The sequence below is a fragment of the Microbacterium sp. CFBP9034 genome, assembly GCF_034045255.1.
GTDB lineage: Bacteria > Actinomycetota > Actinomycetes > Actinomycetales > Microbacteriaceae > Microbacterium.
In genome coordinates, this window is record NZ_JAXCWC010000001.1 from 1208690 (window position 1) to 1224526 (window position 15837).

Consider the following 15837-nt stretch of genomic DNA (forward strand, 5'->3'; position numbering starts at 1 on the left):
GTAGTTTCTGAACATGTCCAGTTCTGGTTCGATTCCCCTCTCCAAGAGCGAGCGCACGCGTGGGCTGATCCGCGACGTCGCGCTCCGGTCTTTTCGCGAACGCGGCTACGACCAGACGACGATCCGCCTCATCGCGCACGAGGCGGGCGTGTCGGTCGGCACGACGAACTACCACTTCGCGTCGAAGAACGACCTCGTGCAGGAGCTCTATCTCGACGTGCAGGAAGCTCATCGAGCGGCGGCCGAGCCGCTTCTGGCGACGAGCGATGACCTCGTGGACCGGCTGGGCATCGTCTTCCGCACCGGGCTGGCGCAGCTGGGGCCGTACCACCCCTTCGCCCCGGAATTCCTCTCGGCCGCCGTGTCGCCGCGGTCGTCGCTGAACCCGCTCTCGGCCGACTCGACGGAGTCGCGGGACATCGTCGTCCGCCTGTTTCGCGACGCCGTCGCCGGCGCTAAAGACAGCCTGCCGGCGGAGTTCCACGACGATCTGCCGGCGGCGCTGATGCTCGCGCATCTCCTTCTCGCGCTGTTCTGGGTGTACGACTCGTCGCCCGCGCAGGAGCGCACTCTGAGGCTGCTCGACCGCGGACTGCGCCTGGTGAAGCTCTCGCTGCCGCTCGTGAGGTCGCGCCTCCTCCGGCGCCCGCTCCGCGAACTGCTCGACCTGGTCGCCGAGGTGAGGGCATGACCGGTGCGCCCGCGCCCATCTACGTCGGCATCCGTATCCGAGCCTCCCTCGAGCGCGTGTGGGAGCTCACGCAGGATCCCGGCCTGCATCCCCGGTGGGATGCGCGCTTCACTGCGATCACCCCGACCGGACCGATCGCCGGCGGTGGGACGCGGTTCCGCTACGAGCTCCGGGTGCTCGGCCGCACGATCGTCGGTGAGGGAACGACGATCGGCGAGGTCTCGAGGCCGGACGGATCGCGCACCTCCGCCCTGCGGTTCGCCACCGCCGAACGCCTCTCGCCCCTCGGCGCGGGACGCGGCTACTGGCGCTATCGGCCGGACGCCGACGGAGTGCTGTTCAGTACCGGGTACGACTACGCGCCGGGCTGGGGACGCGCTGCCGATGTCGTGGTCCGGCCGCTCGTCGGCTGGCTGACCGCCTGGAGCTTCGATCGGCTGCGCATCTGGGCGGAGGACAACGTGCCGCCGGAACGCTGGCCGGTGGCATCGGCCCTGATGCCCTGGCGGCGGGGCCGCCCTCGCGCGAGCCGGTGCGTGCGGACGGCACCGCACGGCCGCGTGATGGATGACGCGCCGGCGACCCTTCGCGAGCTGGCAGCGCCATGAGCACCGGGGTGCGTGACGGCGTCGCGGAATCGCTCTTCGCCCGAGCCATGGGCGACGACTTCGGGCGTCTCCACCCGATGCTGCAGCGGCGCTTCGGAGTGGGGCTCGCGTCCGGCTACGCGTGCGTCGGGCGCGGCACGATGTCGAGAATCCGCCGGGGTCCGTGGTGGACCATCCCGTTCCTGCAGATCGGGCGATTCCGCAATATCCTCGTGCCCGACGTCGGCAGCCACGTGCCGTTCACGATCGAGAATCACCCCTACCTCGACCCGTTCCGCCGCGAGACGGTGACTTTCGTGCGCGAGTACCGGATGCCTCATGCTGTGCGCCGGTTCGACGCGACGATGATCGCAGGCCCCGACGGGCGCATCGTCGACTACCTGGGCACCCATCAGCATCTGGCCGTCGACCTCGAGCTCCGCGCCGAACCCGACGGCAGTCTCCTTCTGCGCTCCGGCGCGCAGCGATTCTACGAGGGACCGCTCGGCTTCCGCTTCCCCATGCTGTTCAGCGGACGGGCCGAGCTCCGGGAGCGCTACGACGAGGACCGCGGCGTCTATTCGGTGCAGCTCGAGGTGCGCAATCGCTTCTTCGGGTTCCTCTTCGGCTACGAGGGCGAGTTCCGGTGCGAGTTTCCGGACGCGACCGACGCGCCGTCGCGACTGAAGCCCCTCCGGCACGAGCGCCGCGCATGAGCGCTCCACGGGTGGACACGTCGGTGTACCAGCGGGTGCTCGGTGCGCGCTTCGACGACCTGGATCCGGCGCTGCAGCGATACTTCGGACCGATTCCGCGTGGCATGGCCGGCGTCGGTGAAGGAGTGTACGAGGTCGCCGGGTCCCGCCGCCGGTGGCTGAGGGGTCCCCTCGCGCTCCTGGCGCGGCGGCGCATCCTCTTCCCGGAGTACGAGCAGGACGTGCCGCTCGGCGTGGTGAACACGTCGAACGCCGACGGCACCCTCAGTGCGCGCCGGACATTCGCCTTCGCGGGTGTCGAACGACAGATGGAGGACACGATGCGTGTCGTGGGCGGAACGCTCGTCGATCGGCTCGGGGTCGGTCGCGAGCTCGAGGTCGAACTCGCACTCGTCGTGCACGACGGCGGGCTCACGATGACCTCGCGCCGGCTGGCGCTGCGAGTCCTCGGGCTGCGTGTGCCGCTGCCGCATTTCGCGACCGTCGTCGTCTGCGAGCGCAGCGATGGTCTGTCGCAGCGGGTCGATGTGCGCATCTCGGTCCCGGTCGTCGGCGAGGTGTTCCGGTATGCCGGCACGTTCTCGTACCGACACGTCGCCATCGCCGACCTCGGCGCGACGCCGCCGGCGACGACGGATGCCGCGACCCGGGAGGGCCGCGGCATCCGGTCGTCACGTGACCGGGGTCAGAGAGACGCGGTCTCTCCCACGCCCAGGTCGGCGTCGTAGTCGATGTCCTTCGTCTCCGGCGCGAGGAGCAGCGCGATGAAGGTCAGCACTCCCATCGCCGAGAGGTAGAGGCCGACGAGGAACGGGCTTCCTCCGGAGGCCGCCCACAGCGCCACCGCGACGATCGGAGCCAGCGCGGCGCCCAGGATCGACGACAGGTTGTACGAGATCGCCGACCCCGTGTAGCGCACGTTCGTGGGGAACAGCTCGGGGAGCACCGCGCCCATCGGTCCGAACGTCGACCCCATGAGCACGAAGCCGAAGATCAGGAACGCCTGGGTGAGCGCGCCGGTGAACTTCGGGTCGGCGTGCGGCAGCAGGAACAGGTTGAACGTCAGGCCGAACACGATGATGAGCCCGGTGACCCAGAGCAGCAGCTTGCGACGCCCGATCGAGTCGGCGATCGGTCCCGACAGCAGGGTGAAGATGCCGAAGAACACCACGCCGATGATCTGCATGATCACGAAGTCGGTGTAGCCGAAGCCGAGGCCGGGGTAGAACTGCGCGGCGAACGCGGTGGCGTCGAACGGCTGGCCGGCCGCTTCCGCCGCGGCCTGTGCGGCCGCCGAAGCGGTGGACAGGTCGGCGGCCTTCGTGCCGTACGACAGCGTGAAGTTCGTCATCAGGTAGAAGAGCACGTAGGTCGCGAGCATGATGAACGTGCCCAGGATCAGGTGCCACCAGTGGCGGCGGAGCACCGTGCCCAGTGGGAACCTGCGGATCGCGCCCTTCTCCTCGGCCTTCACGAAGGTCTCGGACTCGACCAGACGCAGGCGCACCCAGAGTCCGATGATCACCATGACGGCCGAGAACAGGAACGGCACGCGCCATCCCCAGGCCAGGAAGTCCGCGGATCGCTGCCCGGCGCCATCGGGATGCGGCAGCAGGAAGTTGATCGCGAGGAAGACGGAGTTCGCGATGATGAAGCCGAGCGGCGCCCCCAGCTGCGGGAAGGTGCCGTACCAGGCGCGCTTGCCGGCGGGCGCGTTCTCGGTCGCGACCAGGGCGGCGCCCGACCACTCACCGCCGAGCGCGAAGCCCTGCGCGAGCCGCAGGATCAGCAGCAGGAAGGCGGCCCACCAGCCGATGTCGTCGTACGTCGGGAGGCAGCCGATGAGGAATGTCGCGACACCCATCGTGAGCAGGGACGCGACGAGGGTGGCCTTGCGGCCGAACCGATCGCCGAAGTGACCGAAGACCACGGCGCCGAGAGGGCGGGCGATCATCGCCGCGCCGAAGACGCCGAACGAGGCGAGCAGCGCAGTGGTGTCGTTGCCGGTCGGGAAGAAGAGGATCGGGAACACGAGCACCGCGGCGGTCGCGTAGACGTAGAAGTCGTAGAACTCGATCGTGGTGCCGACCAGGCTCGCCGTGATGACGCGCGAGCGGGGGTTCGCGGGGACGGTGGTGGGAGTGGGTGCGGAGGCAGTGGGGGAAGACATGAGTACCTGTAGAACGCGTGGCGGAGCATCCTCGTGGGACGTGCGGTGGGCTGTCGCCGGACGCGGGGTGACGCGTCAGGCGGCTCTGCGCTGGGTCACCGTCGCCCGGGTCTGGTTCACCCGGGCACGAGGATCAAGTCTATGCGGGCGTACGGCAAGGGGGCCCGCCGGGTTCAGAACGAGCGGATGCCGCGACCTGGGGCCGCGGCATCCGCTCGTGTTCTCTGCTCGGGGCGTCAGCGCCAGAGGACCGCGATCGCAGCGTTCGCGAGCGTCAGCACGCCGATCGACCAGAAGATGGCGGGCGGAACCGACCCGGCCTTGCGCTGGCGGCCGGCCCCGATGCCGAGCAGCGCGCCGATGGCGACGAGGATCACGAGCTTGACGCCGATCTTGACGTAGTTGAGCTCGTAGTCGATGCCCCACGGGGCGGCGAGGATCAGGCCCGCGAGGCCCGCGATCGCCAGACCCCAGTTCATGAGGCGCGTGATGCCGCGGTGGCCGTTGACGAGCTCGACGACCCACGCTCCGAAGAGGATGGCGAAGCCGACGAGGTGGAAGAGCAGGACGAGGTGGCGCAGGAACTCCATGGACGTCACGGTAGGCCTGTCAGGCCCCGGACGCCACCAAGGTGCGCCTCACCTCTCTCTGGTCTCAGCTCGCGCGGAGTTCGCGCAGCACGAGGGCGGTGCGGATCGCGGCATCCGCTGCCTCGAAGCCCTTGTCCTCGATCGACCCCGGGAGTCCGGCGCGCGCGATGCCCTGTGCCTCGTCGTCGAGCGTGAGCACGCCGAAGCCGACCGGCTTGCCGCTGTCGAGCGCCACGCGGGTGAGTCCGTCGGTCGCCGCCGAGGAGACGAATTCGAAGTGGGGCGTGCCGCCGCGGATGATGACGCCGAGCGCCACGACCGCATCGGCCCCCGCCTCGAGCGCCGCCTTCGCCGCGACGGGCAGCTCGAAGGAGCCGGGCACGCGCACCAGACGCCAGGACGCACCGGCGCCCTCGAGCGCGCGCTGCGACCCCGCGATGAGCCCGTCCGTGATGACCTCGTGCCACGTGCCCGCGATCACGACGACGTCGAGGCCCGTGCCGTCGACGGGACCGGTGACCTGGGGTGCTCCCTTGCCGCTCAACGCTCTGCTCCTTCGTGCATCTGGGCGACGGCGTCGGCGAGCTCGGCCTCGTCGATGAGGTGACCCATGCGGTCGCGCTTGGTGGCCAGGTACTGGTGGTTGTTCGGACCGACGCCGACCAGCAGCGGCACCTGCTCGACGATGTCGAGGCCGAAGTCGCGCAGCTGCTTCACCTTGTCGGCGTTGTTGGTGAGGAGCCGCACGCTGTCGACCCCGAGGTCGGCCAGGATGCCCGCCGCCGCGGCGTAGTCACGGGCGTCGGCGGGAAGGCCGAGAGCGAGATTGGCGTCGACGGTGTCGAGGCCCCGCTCCTGCAGCGAATAGGCCCGCAGCTTGTTGATGAGCCCGATGCCCCGGCCCTCGTGGCCGCGCATGTAGATGACGATGCCGCCGTCCTGCTCGATCGCGTCGAGCGCGGCATCGAGCTGGGGGCCGCACTCGCACTTGAGCGAGTCGAAGGCCTCACCGGTCAGGCACTCCGAGTGCACGCGGACGAGGGGCGTCTCGCCGATCTCCCCGGAGATCACCGCGAGATGATCGGTGCCGGTGACGCGGTCCTTGTACGCCAGGAAGCGGAACTCGCCGTGGGCAGTGGGGACGAGCGCTTCGGCGCGCAGGCTGACGCGGCGCTTGTGGGGCTGATGAGCGGATGCCTCGACCGGCTCGTGCTCGTTCAGATAGGCGACGAGCTGCTCGATCGTGATGACGTGCACGCCGTCGCGGGCGCCGAGCTCGATGAGCCCGGGGAGCCGCATCATCGAGCCGTCCTCGGCCACGACCTCGGCGATGGCGCCGACCGGGTGCACGCCGGCGAGCCGCATGAGCTCGACGGCCGCCTCGGTGTGGCCGCCGCGCTCGCGCACTCCGCCGTCTACGGCCCGCAGCGGCAGGATGTGGCCCGGGCGGATGACGCTGCTCGGGGTGGAGTCCGGATCGGCCAGCACGTTGAGCGTGTGCGCCCGGTCGGTCGCGCTGATGCCGGTGGAGACCCGGTCGGCCGCGTCGACGCTCACCGTGTACGCCGTGGCCCGCGCATCCTGATTGACCTCGACCATGGGCGGGAGGTCGAGGCGGTCCGCCCAGTCCGCGGGCATCGGCGCGCAGATGAAGCCGCTGGACCAGCGAACCGTCCAGGCGATCCACTCGGGGGTCGCGAGCTGGGCGGACAGGATGACGTCGCCCTCGTTCTCGCGGTTCTCATCGTCGGCGACGATGACCGGCTTCCCGGCGCGGATGGCGTCGAGGGCCTCGGGGATGGTGGAAAGGCTCATGCCGAGCCTCCTTCCGTCGGTGCGGCGGCGGCCGCGGGCAGATCGGGCGCGGCGGATGCCGCGGGAGTGAAGGCGAGAAGGCGCTGCACGTGGCGCGCGAGGATGTCGGTCTCGAGGTTGACGCGGTCGCCGGGCTGCCGCGCACCGAGCGTCGTCGCCTCGAGCGTCTCGGGGATGAGCGACACCTCGAACCAGTGCACGCCGTCCGGGGGGACGGCGGGGCTCGCGGCGCTGACCGTGAGCGAGACGCCGTCGACGGCGATCGAGCCCTTGTCGACGACGAGCGGCGCCAGGGCGGCGGGCAGGCCGACGCGCAGCACGCGCCACTCGGCGCCGGGGCGCACCTCGAGGAGCTCGCCGGTGCCGTCGATGTGGCCCTGGACGATGTGCCCGCCGAGCCGGCCGTGCGCGACGGTGGCGCGCTCGAGGTTGACCGGGCGACCGGCGGAGACGCCCTGGAGCGTCGACATGTCGAGGGTCTGCCGCATGACGTCGGCGGTGAACCAGTCACCGCCCTGGTCGACGACGGTGAGGCATACGCCGCTGACCGAGATGGAATCGCCGTGCGCGGCATCCGAGACGGCTTTCGGCGCCCGGACGGTGACGCGCACGCCGTCGCCCGACGCCTCGACGGCGGTGACCTGGCCGATCTCCTCGACGATCCCGGTGAACATCAGCTGTCTCCTTGTTCGTTCGATGCCTCTGCGTGGCGGGGGGTTCCGACGATGAGCAGGTCCTCACCCAGTCGGTCGACGCTCGTCACCCAGAGGCGCAGGGCGTCGTCGATGGTCGCGACACCCAGGTCGCGCAGCGCGAGCATGTCGCCGCCGAGCAGCGCGGGAGCCACGTAGACGAGGAACTCGTCGGCGAGCCCGGCGCGCACGAAGGACGCGGCGACGCTCGGCCCGCCCTCGACGAAGACGCGGTGCACTCCGCGGCGCTGCAGGTCGGCGAGCGCGGTGGTGAGGTCGCCGGGGTACTGCAGCAGGTCCTTGGGATGGCGCCGCACCGCGGCATCCGCGGGCACCGCTCGCTCGCCGAGCACGACGGGCACCGGCTGCTGCTCGTACATCGAGCCGTCCTCCGCTCGGGCGGTGAGGGCGGGGTCGTCGGCGATCACCGTGCCCGTTCCGACGACGATGGCGTCGGCCTGAGCGCGGCGGCGGTGCACATCGGCGCGCGCCACAGGGCCGGTGATCCACTGGCTGGTGCCGTCGGATGCCGCGGCCCGGCCATCGAGGCTCTGAGCCCACTTGACGGTGACGTGCGGGCGGCCGAGCCGCTGGACCGTCAGCCACGAGTCGAGGAGGGCATGGGCCTCATCGGCGAGGAGGCCGGACTCCACGTCGACCCCGGCCGCCGTGAGGCGCTCGCCGCCGCCCGCCGACACGGCATTCGGGTCGGCGATGGCGTACACGACGCGTCCGACGCCGGCCCGGATGAGGGCCTCGGCGCACGGACCGGTGCGACCGGTGTGGTTGCAGGGTTCCAGCGTGACGATCGCCGTCGCGCCGGCTGCCGCCCCGGGATCGAGCCGCGAGAGGGCGTCGACCTCGGCGTGGGGCGTGCCCGCGCCGCGATGCCAGCCCTCGGCCAGGATGTCGCCGGCGGCGGAGAGGATGATCGCCCCGACCTGGGGGTTCACGCCGCGGGGTCCGCGGAGGGCGAGCGCGAGTGCGCGACGCATCGCGTCGTGCTCTGCACGTGTCGCCGTCATCCGTGTCCCCTGTCTTCACCTCGCGGTGTTCCGGGGTACGGGAAGTCGACGGCGCGCGTGACGCCGCCCGTGCTGCCTCCCATCCGGACTAGCGACGGATCTCTGCCTGCAGATCTCCGTCGCACCACCGTCGGTCCCGGAATTCCACCGGATCGGCCGCGGCGGCATCCGGATCGGATGCTGATGCCTTGGCTCGCGGACTGTCACCGCCGGTTCGGATTCTCACCGACCCCGGAGCACGTTGATGCTCTGAGTGTAGTCAACGCGGGATGGGGGGAATCATTCCATGTCTCGGAATGAAACGGAGCGCTACTCCGACAGGGCCCGCGCCACCGTCTCGTCCACGACGAGGTCGGTCGCCAGTCCCGCCGCGAGAGCGCCGCGCAGACTCGAGACCTTGGACACCCCCGAGACGACGCACACCCGGCGGGGGACGCGCCGGAGGACGTCGAAGTGGGGACCCGTCGCGCGGTCGTTGAGCGCGATGCCGTCGCTCGACCCGTCGGCGCGGAAGAACACCGTCGCGACGTCGCCGACGACGCCCTCGCTGTCGAGCGCCGACAGCTCCTGCGCCTCGAGATAGCCGCCCGAGTAGACATGGCTGGGCACACGGGAGTCGGCGGATCCCGTGCTGAACACCACGAGGTCCATCGCGGCCTGCATCGTGAGGATGCGCCGGGTGCTGCGCTCGCGCCACATCGCGCGCTTGGTGCGGGGATCGTCGAAGAAGGCGGGCACGGGGAACTGCTGGGCGCTGCCGCCGTAGGCCGTGGCGAAGCGGCTCAGGATCTCGCTCGCGTAGAGGAGGCCGGTGGTGTGCGTGTTGCCCGAGCCGTTCAGCTGCACGAAGGTCGTGCCGTGGACCGTCTTGGGGACGAGGCGACGGCTGATCGCCGCCGTGGTCGAGCCCCACGCGACCCCGACCGTCATGTCGGCCTGCACGAGCTCGTTGAGCAGGTGTGCCGCGGCGACGGCGACGCGCTCGAGGCGGTCGACCTCGTTGGCGTCGTCGGGCACGGGGACGACGTGCGCCGTGACGCCGAACCGCTCGGCGAGGTGCTCCTCGAGCAGCTGGGGAGCGGCGAACGGGGAGCGGATGCGGATGTCGACGATCCCGCTGGCGCGCGCCTGGCTCAGGAGCCGCGACACCGTCGAGCGCGAGGTGTCGAGTTCGCGCGCGATGGCCTCCATGGTGCGGTCCTGGACGTAGTACAGGTGGGCCGCGGTGAGCGCGCGCTGCACCGTCCTGGCGTCGGAGAGATCATCCACGGCACGAGTCTTGCACATATGTGCATTCGGCCTGCAAGTACGTCCACCGATGCCATCATGGGATCAGCGAACGACGACGACCACGACAGGGGATCGCAATGGCCGGGGCCACGGAACGAGGATTCGACGCGGTGGCGGAGCGTCCCTACGCGGACGTGCTGATCGTCGGCGGGGGCATCAACGGCCTGGCGACCTTCCGCGACCTGGCGCTGCAGGGCGTCGATGTCGCCCTCGTGGAGCGGGACGATTTCATCAGCGGCGCCTCTGCCGCGTCGTCGCACATGATCCACGGCGGCATCCGCTATCTGGAGAACGGCGAGTTCCGCCTCGTCCATGAAGCGGTCACCGAGCGCAACGCCCTCCTGCGCATGGCGCCCCACTACGTGCGGCCGCTGCAGACGACGATCCCGATCTTCTCCACCTTCTCCGGCGTGCTGAGCGCCCCGCTCCGGTTCCTCCGCCACGGCGGCGGCGGGCACCGCGAGCGCGGCGCGGCGCTCATCAAGATCGGCCTCGTCATCTACGACTCGTTCTCGCGGGGCGGCGGCCGTGTGCCGCGGCACACCTTCCGAGGACGCAAGCGCTCGCTGCAGGAGCTGCCCGATCTCAATCCCGGCGTCAAGTACACCGCGACGTACTGGGATGCCTCGCTCCACGATCCCGAGCGGCTCGCGATCGATGTGCTCCGCGACGGCCGCGCCTCCGGCGGCGACCACGCCCGCGCGGCCAACTACACCGCCGCCGTCGGGGTCGCGGACGGCCGCGTGCTGCTGCGCGACATGGTCTCGGGGCGCGAGGTGGCGTTCGCGGCATCCGTCATCGTCAACGCCACCGGGCCGTGGACCGACCTCACGAATCTCGCTCTCGGCGACCCCACCCGCTACATGGGCGGCACCAAGGGATCGCACATCGTGCTCGACAACCCCGCGCTCCTCGCCGCGACCGGCGGGCGGGAGCTGTTCTTCGAGAACGCCGACGGCCGCATCGTGCTCATCTACCCGCTCAAGGGACGCGTGCTCGTGGGCACGACGGATCTCGAGCACGACATGGGCGACGAGATCGTGTGCACCGAGGCGGAGGTCGACTACTTCATCGACCTCATCGGCCAGGTGCTGCCCGAGGTCGTCGTCGAGCGGTCGCAGATCGTCTTCCGGTTCGCAGGCGTCCGTCCGCTGCCGGGGCACGGCGAACTGGCGCCGGGCTTCGTCTCGCGCGACTACCGGGTCGAGTCAGCGCCGCTTCCGGGCGGGGATGCCACGGTGCTGAGCCTCGTCGGAGGCAAGTGGACCACGTTCCGCGCCTCGGCCGAGCACCTCGCGGACCGGGTGCTGCACCTGCTCGCGCGGCCGCGCCGGCGCTCCACCAGAGGGCTCGCGATCGGAGGCGGCAGCGGCTTCCCGGTGACCGAGCGCGCGCGGCAGCAGTGGATCGCCGGGCACGCCGAGGGTCTGCCTGCCGCACGCGTGGCCACGCTGCTCGACCGCTACGGCACCGTGGCCACCGCGGTGATCGCGGCGATCGTGGATGACCCCGACGACGCGACGCTCGAGCTCGTGCCCGGCTTCAGCACGGCGGAGCTGCGCCATGTCGCCCGCAGCGAGGATGTCGTCCACCTCGACGACCTGCTCATGCGCCGCACCAGCCTGGCCTTCGTCGGCGACGCGTCGCCGGAGGCCTGTGCCGAGATCGCCGCGGCGATCGCCCCGGAGCTGGGCTGGGACGACGCGCGGATCGCGGCCGAAGTCGAGCGCGGTCTCGCGAAGGTGCACGCGGCCGACCCCGCCCGGACCGAGTCGTCGCGCGCCGCGCGATAGCCTGACCGCAGCCGAGCTCCTGGAGCGCCGGCGATGCATGCGGGCGATGCCGCCCGCGAGGAAGGAGCCGGCGTGGCCGATCACGTTCTGGCGATCGATCAGGGCACGACCTCGACACGGGCGATCGTGTTCGACTCCGCGGGCGCGGTCGTCTCCGTCGCGCAGCGCGAGCACGAGCAGGTCTTCCCCCGCGCCGGGTGGGTCGAGCACGACCCCGTGGAGATCTGGACCAACACCGAATGGGTGGTGGCCTCGTGCCTCTCTCGCGCGGGGGTCGACGCCTCGGATGTCGCCGCCGTCGGCGTGACCAACCAGCGCGAGACGGCGATCGTGTGGGACCGCCGCACCGGTCGGCCCGTGTACAACGCGCTCGTCTGGCAGGACACCCGCACCCAGCCTCGTATCGACGAGCTCGCGGCCGAGGGTGGGGCCGGCGACGGCACCGCTCGCTTCACCGAGACCACCGGCCTCCCGCTCGCCACCTACTTCTCGGCCTCGAAGATCGCCTGGATCCTCGAGCAGGTTCCGGGGGCGCGCGCGGCCGCGGACGCGGGACACCTCGTGTTCGGCACGCCCGACACCTGGGTGATCTGGAACCTCACGGGCGGCGCGCGCGGCGGTATCCACGTGACCGACGTGACCAATGCGTCGCGCACGCTCCTGATGGACCTGCGCACACTCGACTGGTCCGACGAGCTGCTGGCCGTCTGGGGCATCCCGCGCTCGATGATGCCCGAGATCCGCTCCTCCTCCGAGGTGGTCGGCACGTCGCAGCTCCCCGATGTGCTGCACGGCACCCCGATCGCCGGCATCCTGGGCGACCAGCAGGCCGCGGCCTTCGGCCAGGCGGCGTTCGAGGCGGGCGAGTCGAAGAACACCTACGGCACCGGCAACTTCCTGCTCGTCAACACGGGCACCGAGATCGTCCGCTCGGGCAGCGGCCTCATCACGACGGTGGCCTATCGCTCCGGCGACGAGCCCGCCCGCTACGCACTCGAGGGGTCGATCGCGGTCACCGGCTCGCTCGTGCAGTGGCTGCGCGACAACCTCGGCATCATCCAGCGCTCCGAAGACATCGAGACGCTCGCCGCCACGGTCTCCGACAACGGCGGCGCGTACTTCGTCCCGGCCTTCTCGGGCCTCTTCGCGCCGTACTGGCGGTCCGATGCCCGGGGCGCACTGGTCGGGATGACGCGCTACGTGAACAAGGGGCACATCGCTCGAGCCGCCCTCGAGTCGACGGCCTTCCAGACGCGTGACGTCATCGAGGCCGTCGTCGCCGACACGGGCCGCACGCCTGACGAGCTGCGGGTCGACGGCGGCATGACCCGCAACGACGCCCTCATGCAGTTCCAGGCCGACATCCTCGGCGTGCCCGTGGTGCGTCCGAAGGTCGTCGAGACGACGGCCCTCGGCGCGGCGTACGCGGCCGGGCTCGCGACCGGCGTGTGGAGCGACCGCGACTCGCTGCGCGCCCACTGGCAGGAGGACGTGCGCTTCGAACCTCGGATGCCGGAGGACGAGCGCGAACGCCGCTACCGGCTCTGGAAGAAGGCCGTGTCGAAGTCGCTGGACTGGGTCGACGACGACGCCCGCACGCTCATGGGCACGACCGGCCGGTGAGCGCTCCTACTTGAGCAGGCGCGAGAGCCGGCGGTCGGCGAGGATCTTGCCGCCCGTCTGACAGGTCGGGCAGTACTCCAGCGAGTTGTCGGCGAAGAACACGCTGCGCACCTCGTCGCCGCAGACAGGGCAGGTCTGCCCACGCCGCCCGTGCACCTGCATGCCGCGCCGTTTGGCGTCTTTCAGCTCGGCAGGGGGCTTGCCGGATGCCTCGGCCACCGCCTCGGCCAGCGTCTCGGTCATCGCGTCGAAGAGCCGGTCCACGTCGGCGTCTTCGAGGCTCGACGCCAGCGCGTAGGGCGACATCTTCGCCGCGTGCAGGATCTCATCGGAGTAGGCGTTGCCCACGCCGGCGATCGTCGACTGGTCGCGCAGCACACCCTTGATCTGCGTGCGGCGACCGGCCAGGAGCCCGGCGAGCGTGTCGCGGGTGAAACCGTCGTCCAGGGGGTCGGGACCGAGCCGCGCGATGCCGGGGACATCGGCGGGATCGCGCACCACGTAGACGGCGAGCGACTTCTTCGTGCCCGCCTCGGTCAGATCGAACCCCGAGCCGTCGGACAGCGCGACGCGCAGGGCGATCGGCGTCTTGCCGGGGCGGATGATCGTGGCCGGCAGCTGCTCGTAGAACCGGAGCCAGCCGGCTTTGGCTAGGTGGAACACGAGGTGGGGCGCGGCATCCGTCCCCGTCGTCGCCAGGTCGAGGAACTTGCCATGGCGCGCGACGCTCTCGATGCGGGCGCCGACCAGCGCATCGACGGGCGGATCGTACGTCTTGAGCGCGGCGATGTTCGCCACCGAGACACGTGTGACCTCGAGCCCCGTCAGCCGTCCGCGGAGGAACTCGACGAGACCCTGGACCTCGGGCATCTCCGGCATGCGGCCATCCTGCCACGTGGTGCCGACGGTGTGTCAGTCCTCGAGCACCGGCCAGGGCTGCGGCATCCGGTCGTCCGTCACGAGGAGGGCGGCGATCCAGCCGTCGTCGCGGTGCTTCGTGTTCGCGAGAGCCTGTCGCAGCAGTCCCTCGTAGCGGAAGCCCAGACGGCTCGCCGCCCGCGCGGAGGCGACGTTGCCCACCACGGCCCGCCACTCCATGCGGGTGAGGCCGAGTCCGTCCGGGCTGAACGCCCAGTCGATCACGGCGTGGGCGGCTTCGACCAGGCGGCCGCCGCCGCGCGCCTCGGGAGCGACCCAGTAGCCCAGCTCGCCGTTGCCCATGCCGTCGACCCGATAGACGCCGATCGTGCCCACGAGCGCGCCGGCCTCGTGGATGCCCCACGTCAGGTTCTGGCCGGCCTCCCAGTCCTTCGGGATCTGCCGGACGAACCCGTCGGCGTGCGTGCGCTCGTAGGGGAAGGGGACGGGCGTGTAGCGCTGGATGCCCGGGTCCTGGCACGCCGCATAGATGGCGTCGACATCGGCCTCGACGGGAAGCGACAGCTCGAGCCGCTCTGTGCGCAGGATCACCGGTTCCATCGGGCCAGCCTAGAGCCGGGGTGCCCGCTTGTGAGTCGCCAAGACACGCCGGATGCGGGTGGCCGGGGTCGGCGTGTTCTGGCGACTCGAGTGTGGGGGCGTGCAGGCGTGCGCTGCCCTCTCGTGAGTCGCCAAGACACGCCGGATGCGGGCGGCCGGGGTCGGCGTGTTCTGGCGACTCGATGTGCGGGGGCGTGCAGGCGTGCGCTGCCCTCTCGTGAGTCGCCAAGACACGCCGGATGCGGGCCGCGGAAGTCGGCGTGTTGTGGCGACTCGAGGTGTGGGAGTGGCGACGGGAAGGGGCCTTCAGGCGCGGCGGAGGAGCCCGACCTTGTCGTACACGTCGCCCAGCGTGCGGTTGGCGACGGCCTCGGCCTTGGCGGCGTTGAGGGCGAGCGCGCGGTCGAGCTCGGCGGGGTCGTCGAGCAGCTCGAGCGCCCGCTGACGCACGGGCCCGAATTCCTCGACCACGACCTCGGCGAGTCCCTTCTTGAAGTCGCCGTACCCGCGGCCGGCGTACTCGTCCTCGAGCGCCGGGATCTGCCTCCCGGTGAGGGCGGCGTAGATCACCAGCATGTTCGACACCCCGGGCTTGTTCTCCCGGTCGTAGCGCACCGAGCCCTCGCTGTCGGTCACGGCGCGCATGATCTTCTTGGCGCTCTTGGACGGCTCATCGAGCAGCCACAGCACGCCGGCATCCGACTCGGCCGACTTCGACATCTTCGCGGTGGGATTCTGCAGGTCGAAGATGCGCGCGGTGTCCTTCTGGATCACCGGCGTCGGCACCGCGAAGGTCTGGCCGTAGCGGCTGTTGAACCGCTCGGCGAGATCGCGGGTGAGCTCGACGTGCTGCTTCTGGTCGTCGCCGACCGGGACGATGTCGGTCTGATAGAGCAGGATGTCGGCCGCCATCAGCACGGGGTAGGTGAAGAGCCCGACCGAGGTCGCCTCGGCGCCGTAGCGCTGCGACTTGTCCTTGAACTGCGTCATGCGCCCGGCCTCGCCGAAGCCGGTGACCGTGGAGAGGATCCAGGCGAGCTCGGCGTGAGCCGGAACGTGGGACTGAACGTACAGCGTCGACTTCGAGGGCTCGATGCCGGCGGCGATGTACTGCGCGGCCGTCCGGCGCGTCTTCTCGCGGAGCTCGGCCGGGTCGTTCGGCTGCGTGAGGGCGTGCAGGTCGACGACGGAGAAGACCGCGTCGTAGGCCTCTTGCAGATCGCGCCACTGCATGAGAGCCCCGATGTAGTTGCCGATCTGGAGGGAATCGGCCGAGGGCTGCATGCCGGAATAGAGGCGCGGTTTGGTCATCCGACAATCCTACGGGTGAGCGGATGCCGCGCCCCGGCCGCGCCGGCATGATGCG

General features: G+C 70.7%; 16 protein-coding genes and 1 riboswitch. Of the genes, 6 read left to right on the forward strand and 10 right to left on the reverse strand.

The window, feature by feature from the left end:
* The first annotated feature begins 13 nt into the window (after window positions 1–13).
* Genes SOM19_RS05410 through SOM19_RS05425 form a run of 4 tightly spaced genes read left to right on the forward strand, consistent with a single transcriptional unit; the run spans window position 14 to window position 2722 of the window.
* The gene (locus tag SOM19_RS05410) at window positions 14–691 is read left to right on the forward strand and encodes a TetR/AcrR family transcriptional regulator (protein WP_320485525.1); all 678 of its coding nucleotides are present in this window, start codon (window positions 14–16) and stop codon (window positions 689–691) included.
* Window positions 688–1299, forward strand: a complete 612-nt coding sequence (locus SOM19_RS05415; RefSeq protein ID WP_320485526.1) for an SRPBCC family protein — start codon at window positions 688–690, stop codon at window positions 1297–1299. The genes SOM19_RS05410 and SOM19_RS05415 overlap by 4 nt, the downstream gene beginning before the upstream one ends.
* Entirely contained in the window at window positions 1296–1994 is a 699-nt protein-coding gene (locus tag SOM19_RS05420; protein WP_320485527.1) for a DUF4166 domain-containing protein, read from the forward strand. Before SOM19_RS05415 ends, SOM19_RS05420 begins: the two co-directional genes overlap by 4 nt.
* Window positions 1991–2722, forward strand: coding sequence for a DUF4166 domain-containing protein (locus SOM19_RS05425; protein ID WP_320485528.1), 732 nt, complete (start codon window positions 1991–1993; stop codon window positions 2720–2722). The genes SOM19_RS05420 and SOM19_RS05425 overlap by 4 nt, the downstream gene beginning before the upstream one ends.
* Here the strand turns inward: SOM19_RS05425 and SOM19_RS05430 are convergent.
* The 7 genes from SOM19_RS05430 to SOM19_RS05460 form a co-directional block, all read right to left on the reverse strand.
* On the reverse strand, window positions 2680–4164 hold the full coding sequence (locus SOM19_RS05430; protein WP_320485529.1) for an MFS transporter: 1485 nt from the start codon (window positions 4162–4164) through the stop codon (window positions 2680–2682). The genes SOM19_RS05425 and SOM19_RS05430 overlap by 43 nt on opposite strands.
* Before the next feature lie 236 nt (window positions 4165–4400).
* Entirely contained in the window at window positions 4401–4754 is a 354-nt protein-coding gene (locus tag SOM19_RS05435) for a Fe-S protein (RefSeq protein WP_320485530.1), read from the reverse strand.
* A gap of 64 nt (window positions 4755–4818) precedes the next feature.
* Window positions 4819–5298, reverse strand: a complete 480-nt coding sequence (gene ribH, locus SOM19_RS05440; protein ID WP_320485531.1) for a 6,7-dimethyl-8-ribityllumazine synthase — start codon at window positions 5296–5298, stop codon at window positions 4819–4821.
* A complete protein-coding gene (gene ribA, locus SOM19_RS05445; RefSeq protein ID WP_320485532.1) occupies window positions 5295–6569 on the reverse strand; it encodes a GTP cyclohydrolase II in 1275 nt (424 codons plus the stop codon). Before ribA ends, ribH begins: the two co-directional genes overlap by 4 nt.
* On the reverse strand, window positions 6566–7243 hold the full coding sequence (locus SOM19_RS05450) for a riboflavin synthase (RefSeq protein ID WP_320485533.1): 678 nt from the start codon (window positions 7241–7243) through the stop codon (window positions 6566–6568). Before SOM19_RS05450 ends, ribA begins: the two co-directional genes overlap by 4 nt.
* Window positions 7243–8286 carry a bifunctional diaminohydroxyphosphoribosylaminopyrimidine deaminase/5-amino-6-(5-phosphoribosylamino)uracil reductase RibD gene (ribD, locus tag SOM19_RS05455; protein WP_320485534.1) on the reverse strand — a complete coding sequence of 348 codons (1044 nt, stop codon included), beginning with the start codon at window positions 8284–8286 and terminating at the stop codon, window positions 7243–7245. The genes SOM19_RS05450 and ribD overlap by 1 nt, the downstream gene beginning before the upstream one ends.
* Before the next feature lie 66 nt (window positions 8287–8352).
* Window positions 8353–8529: riboswitch (FMN riboswitch) on the reverse strand.
* Window positions 8530–8595: 66 nt separating this feature from the next.
* A complete protein-coding gene (locus tag SOM19_RS05460; RefSeq protein ID WP_320485535.1) occupies window positions 8596–9573 on the reverse strand; it encodes a sugar-binding transcriptional regulator in 978 nt (325 codons plus the stop codon).
* A gap of 80 nt (window positions 9574–9653) precedes the next feature.
* On the opposite strand from SOM19_RS05460, the gene SOM19_RS05465 reads away from it, so the two are divergent.
* Both SOM19_RS05465 and glpK read left to right on the forward strand, forming a co-directional pair.
* The gene (locus SOM19_RS05465; RefSeq protein ID WP_320485536.1) at window positions 9654–11369 is read left to right on the forward strand and encodes a glycerol-3-phosphate dehydrogenase/oxidase; all 1716 of its coding nucleotides are present in this window, start codon (window positions 9654–9656) and stop codon (window positions 11367–11369) included.
* A 72-nt stretch (window positions 11370–11441) separates the two neighbouring features.
* Complete coding sequence (gene glpK / locus SOM19_RS05470) at window positions 11442–12992, forward strand: glycerol kinase GlpK (protein ID WP_320485537.1); 1551 nt, start codon at window positions 11442–11444, stop codon at window positions 12990–12992.
* A gap of 6 nt (window positions 12993–12998) precedes the next feature.
* Here the strand turns inward: glpK and SOM19_RS05475 are convergent, their stop codons facing one another.
* The 3 genes from SOM19_RS05475 to trpS form a co-directional block, all read right to left on the reverse strand.
* The gene (locus SOM19_RS05475; RefSeq protein ID WP_320485538.1) at window positions 12999–13871 is read right to left on the reverse strand and encodes an Fpg/Nei family DNA glycosylase; all 873 of its coding nucleotides are present in this window, start codon (window positions 13869–13871) and stop codon (window positions 12999–13001) included.
* A gap of 33 nt (window positions 13872–13904) precedes the next feature.
* The gene (locus SOM19_RS05480) at window positions 13905–14471 is read right to left on the reverse strand and encodes a GNAT family N-acetyltransferase (RefSeq protein WP_320485539.1); all 567 of its coding nucleotides are present in this window, start codon (window positions 14469–14471) and stop codon (window positions 13905–13907) included.
* A gap of 306 nt (window positions 14472–14777) precedes the next feature.
* Window positions 14778–15782 (reverse strand): tryptophan--tRNA ligase, encoded by a 1005-nt coding sequence (gene trpS / locus SOM19_RS05485; RefSeq protein WP_320485540.1) that lies wholly within the window; start codon window positions 15780–15782, stop codon window positions 14778–14780.
* Window positions 15783–15837 lie beyond the last annotated feature (55 nt).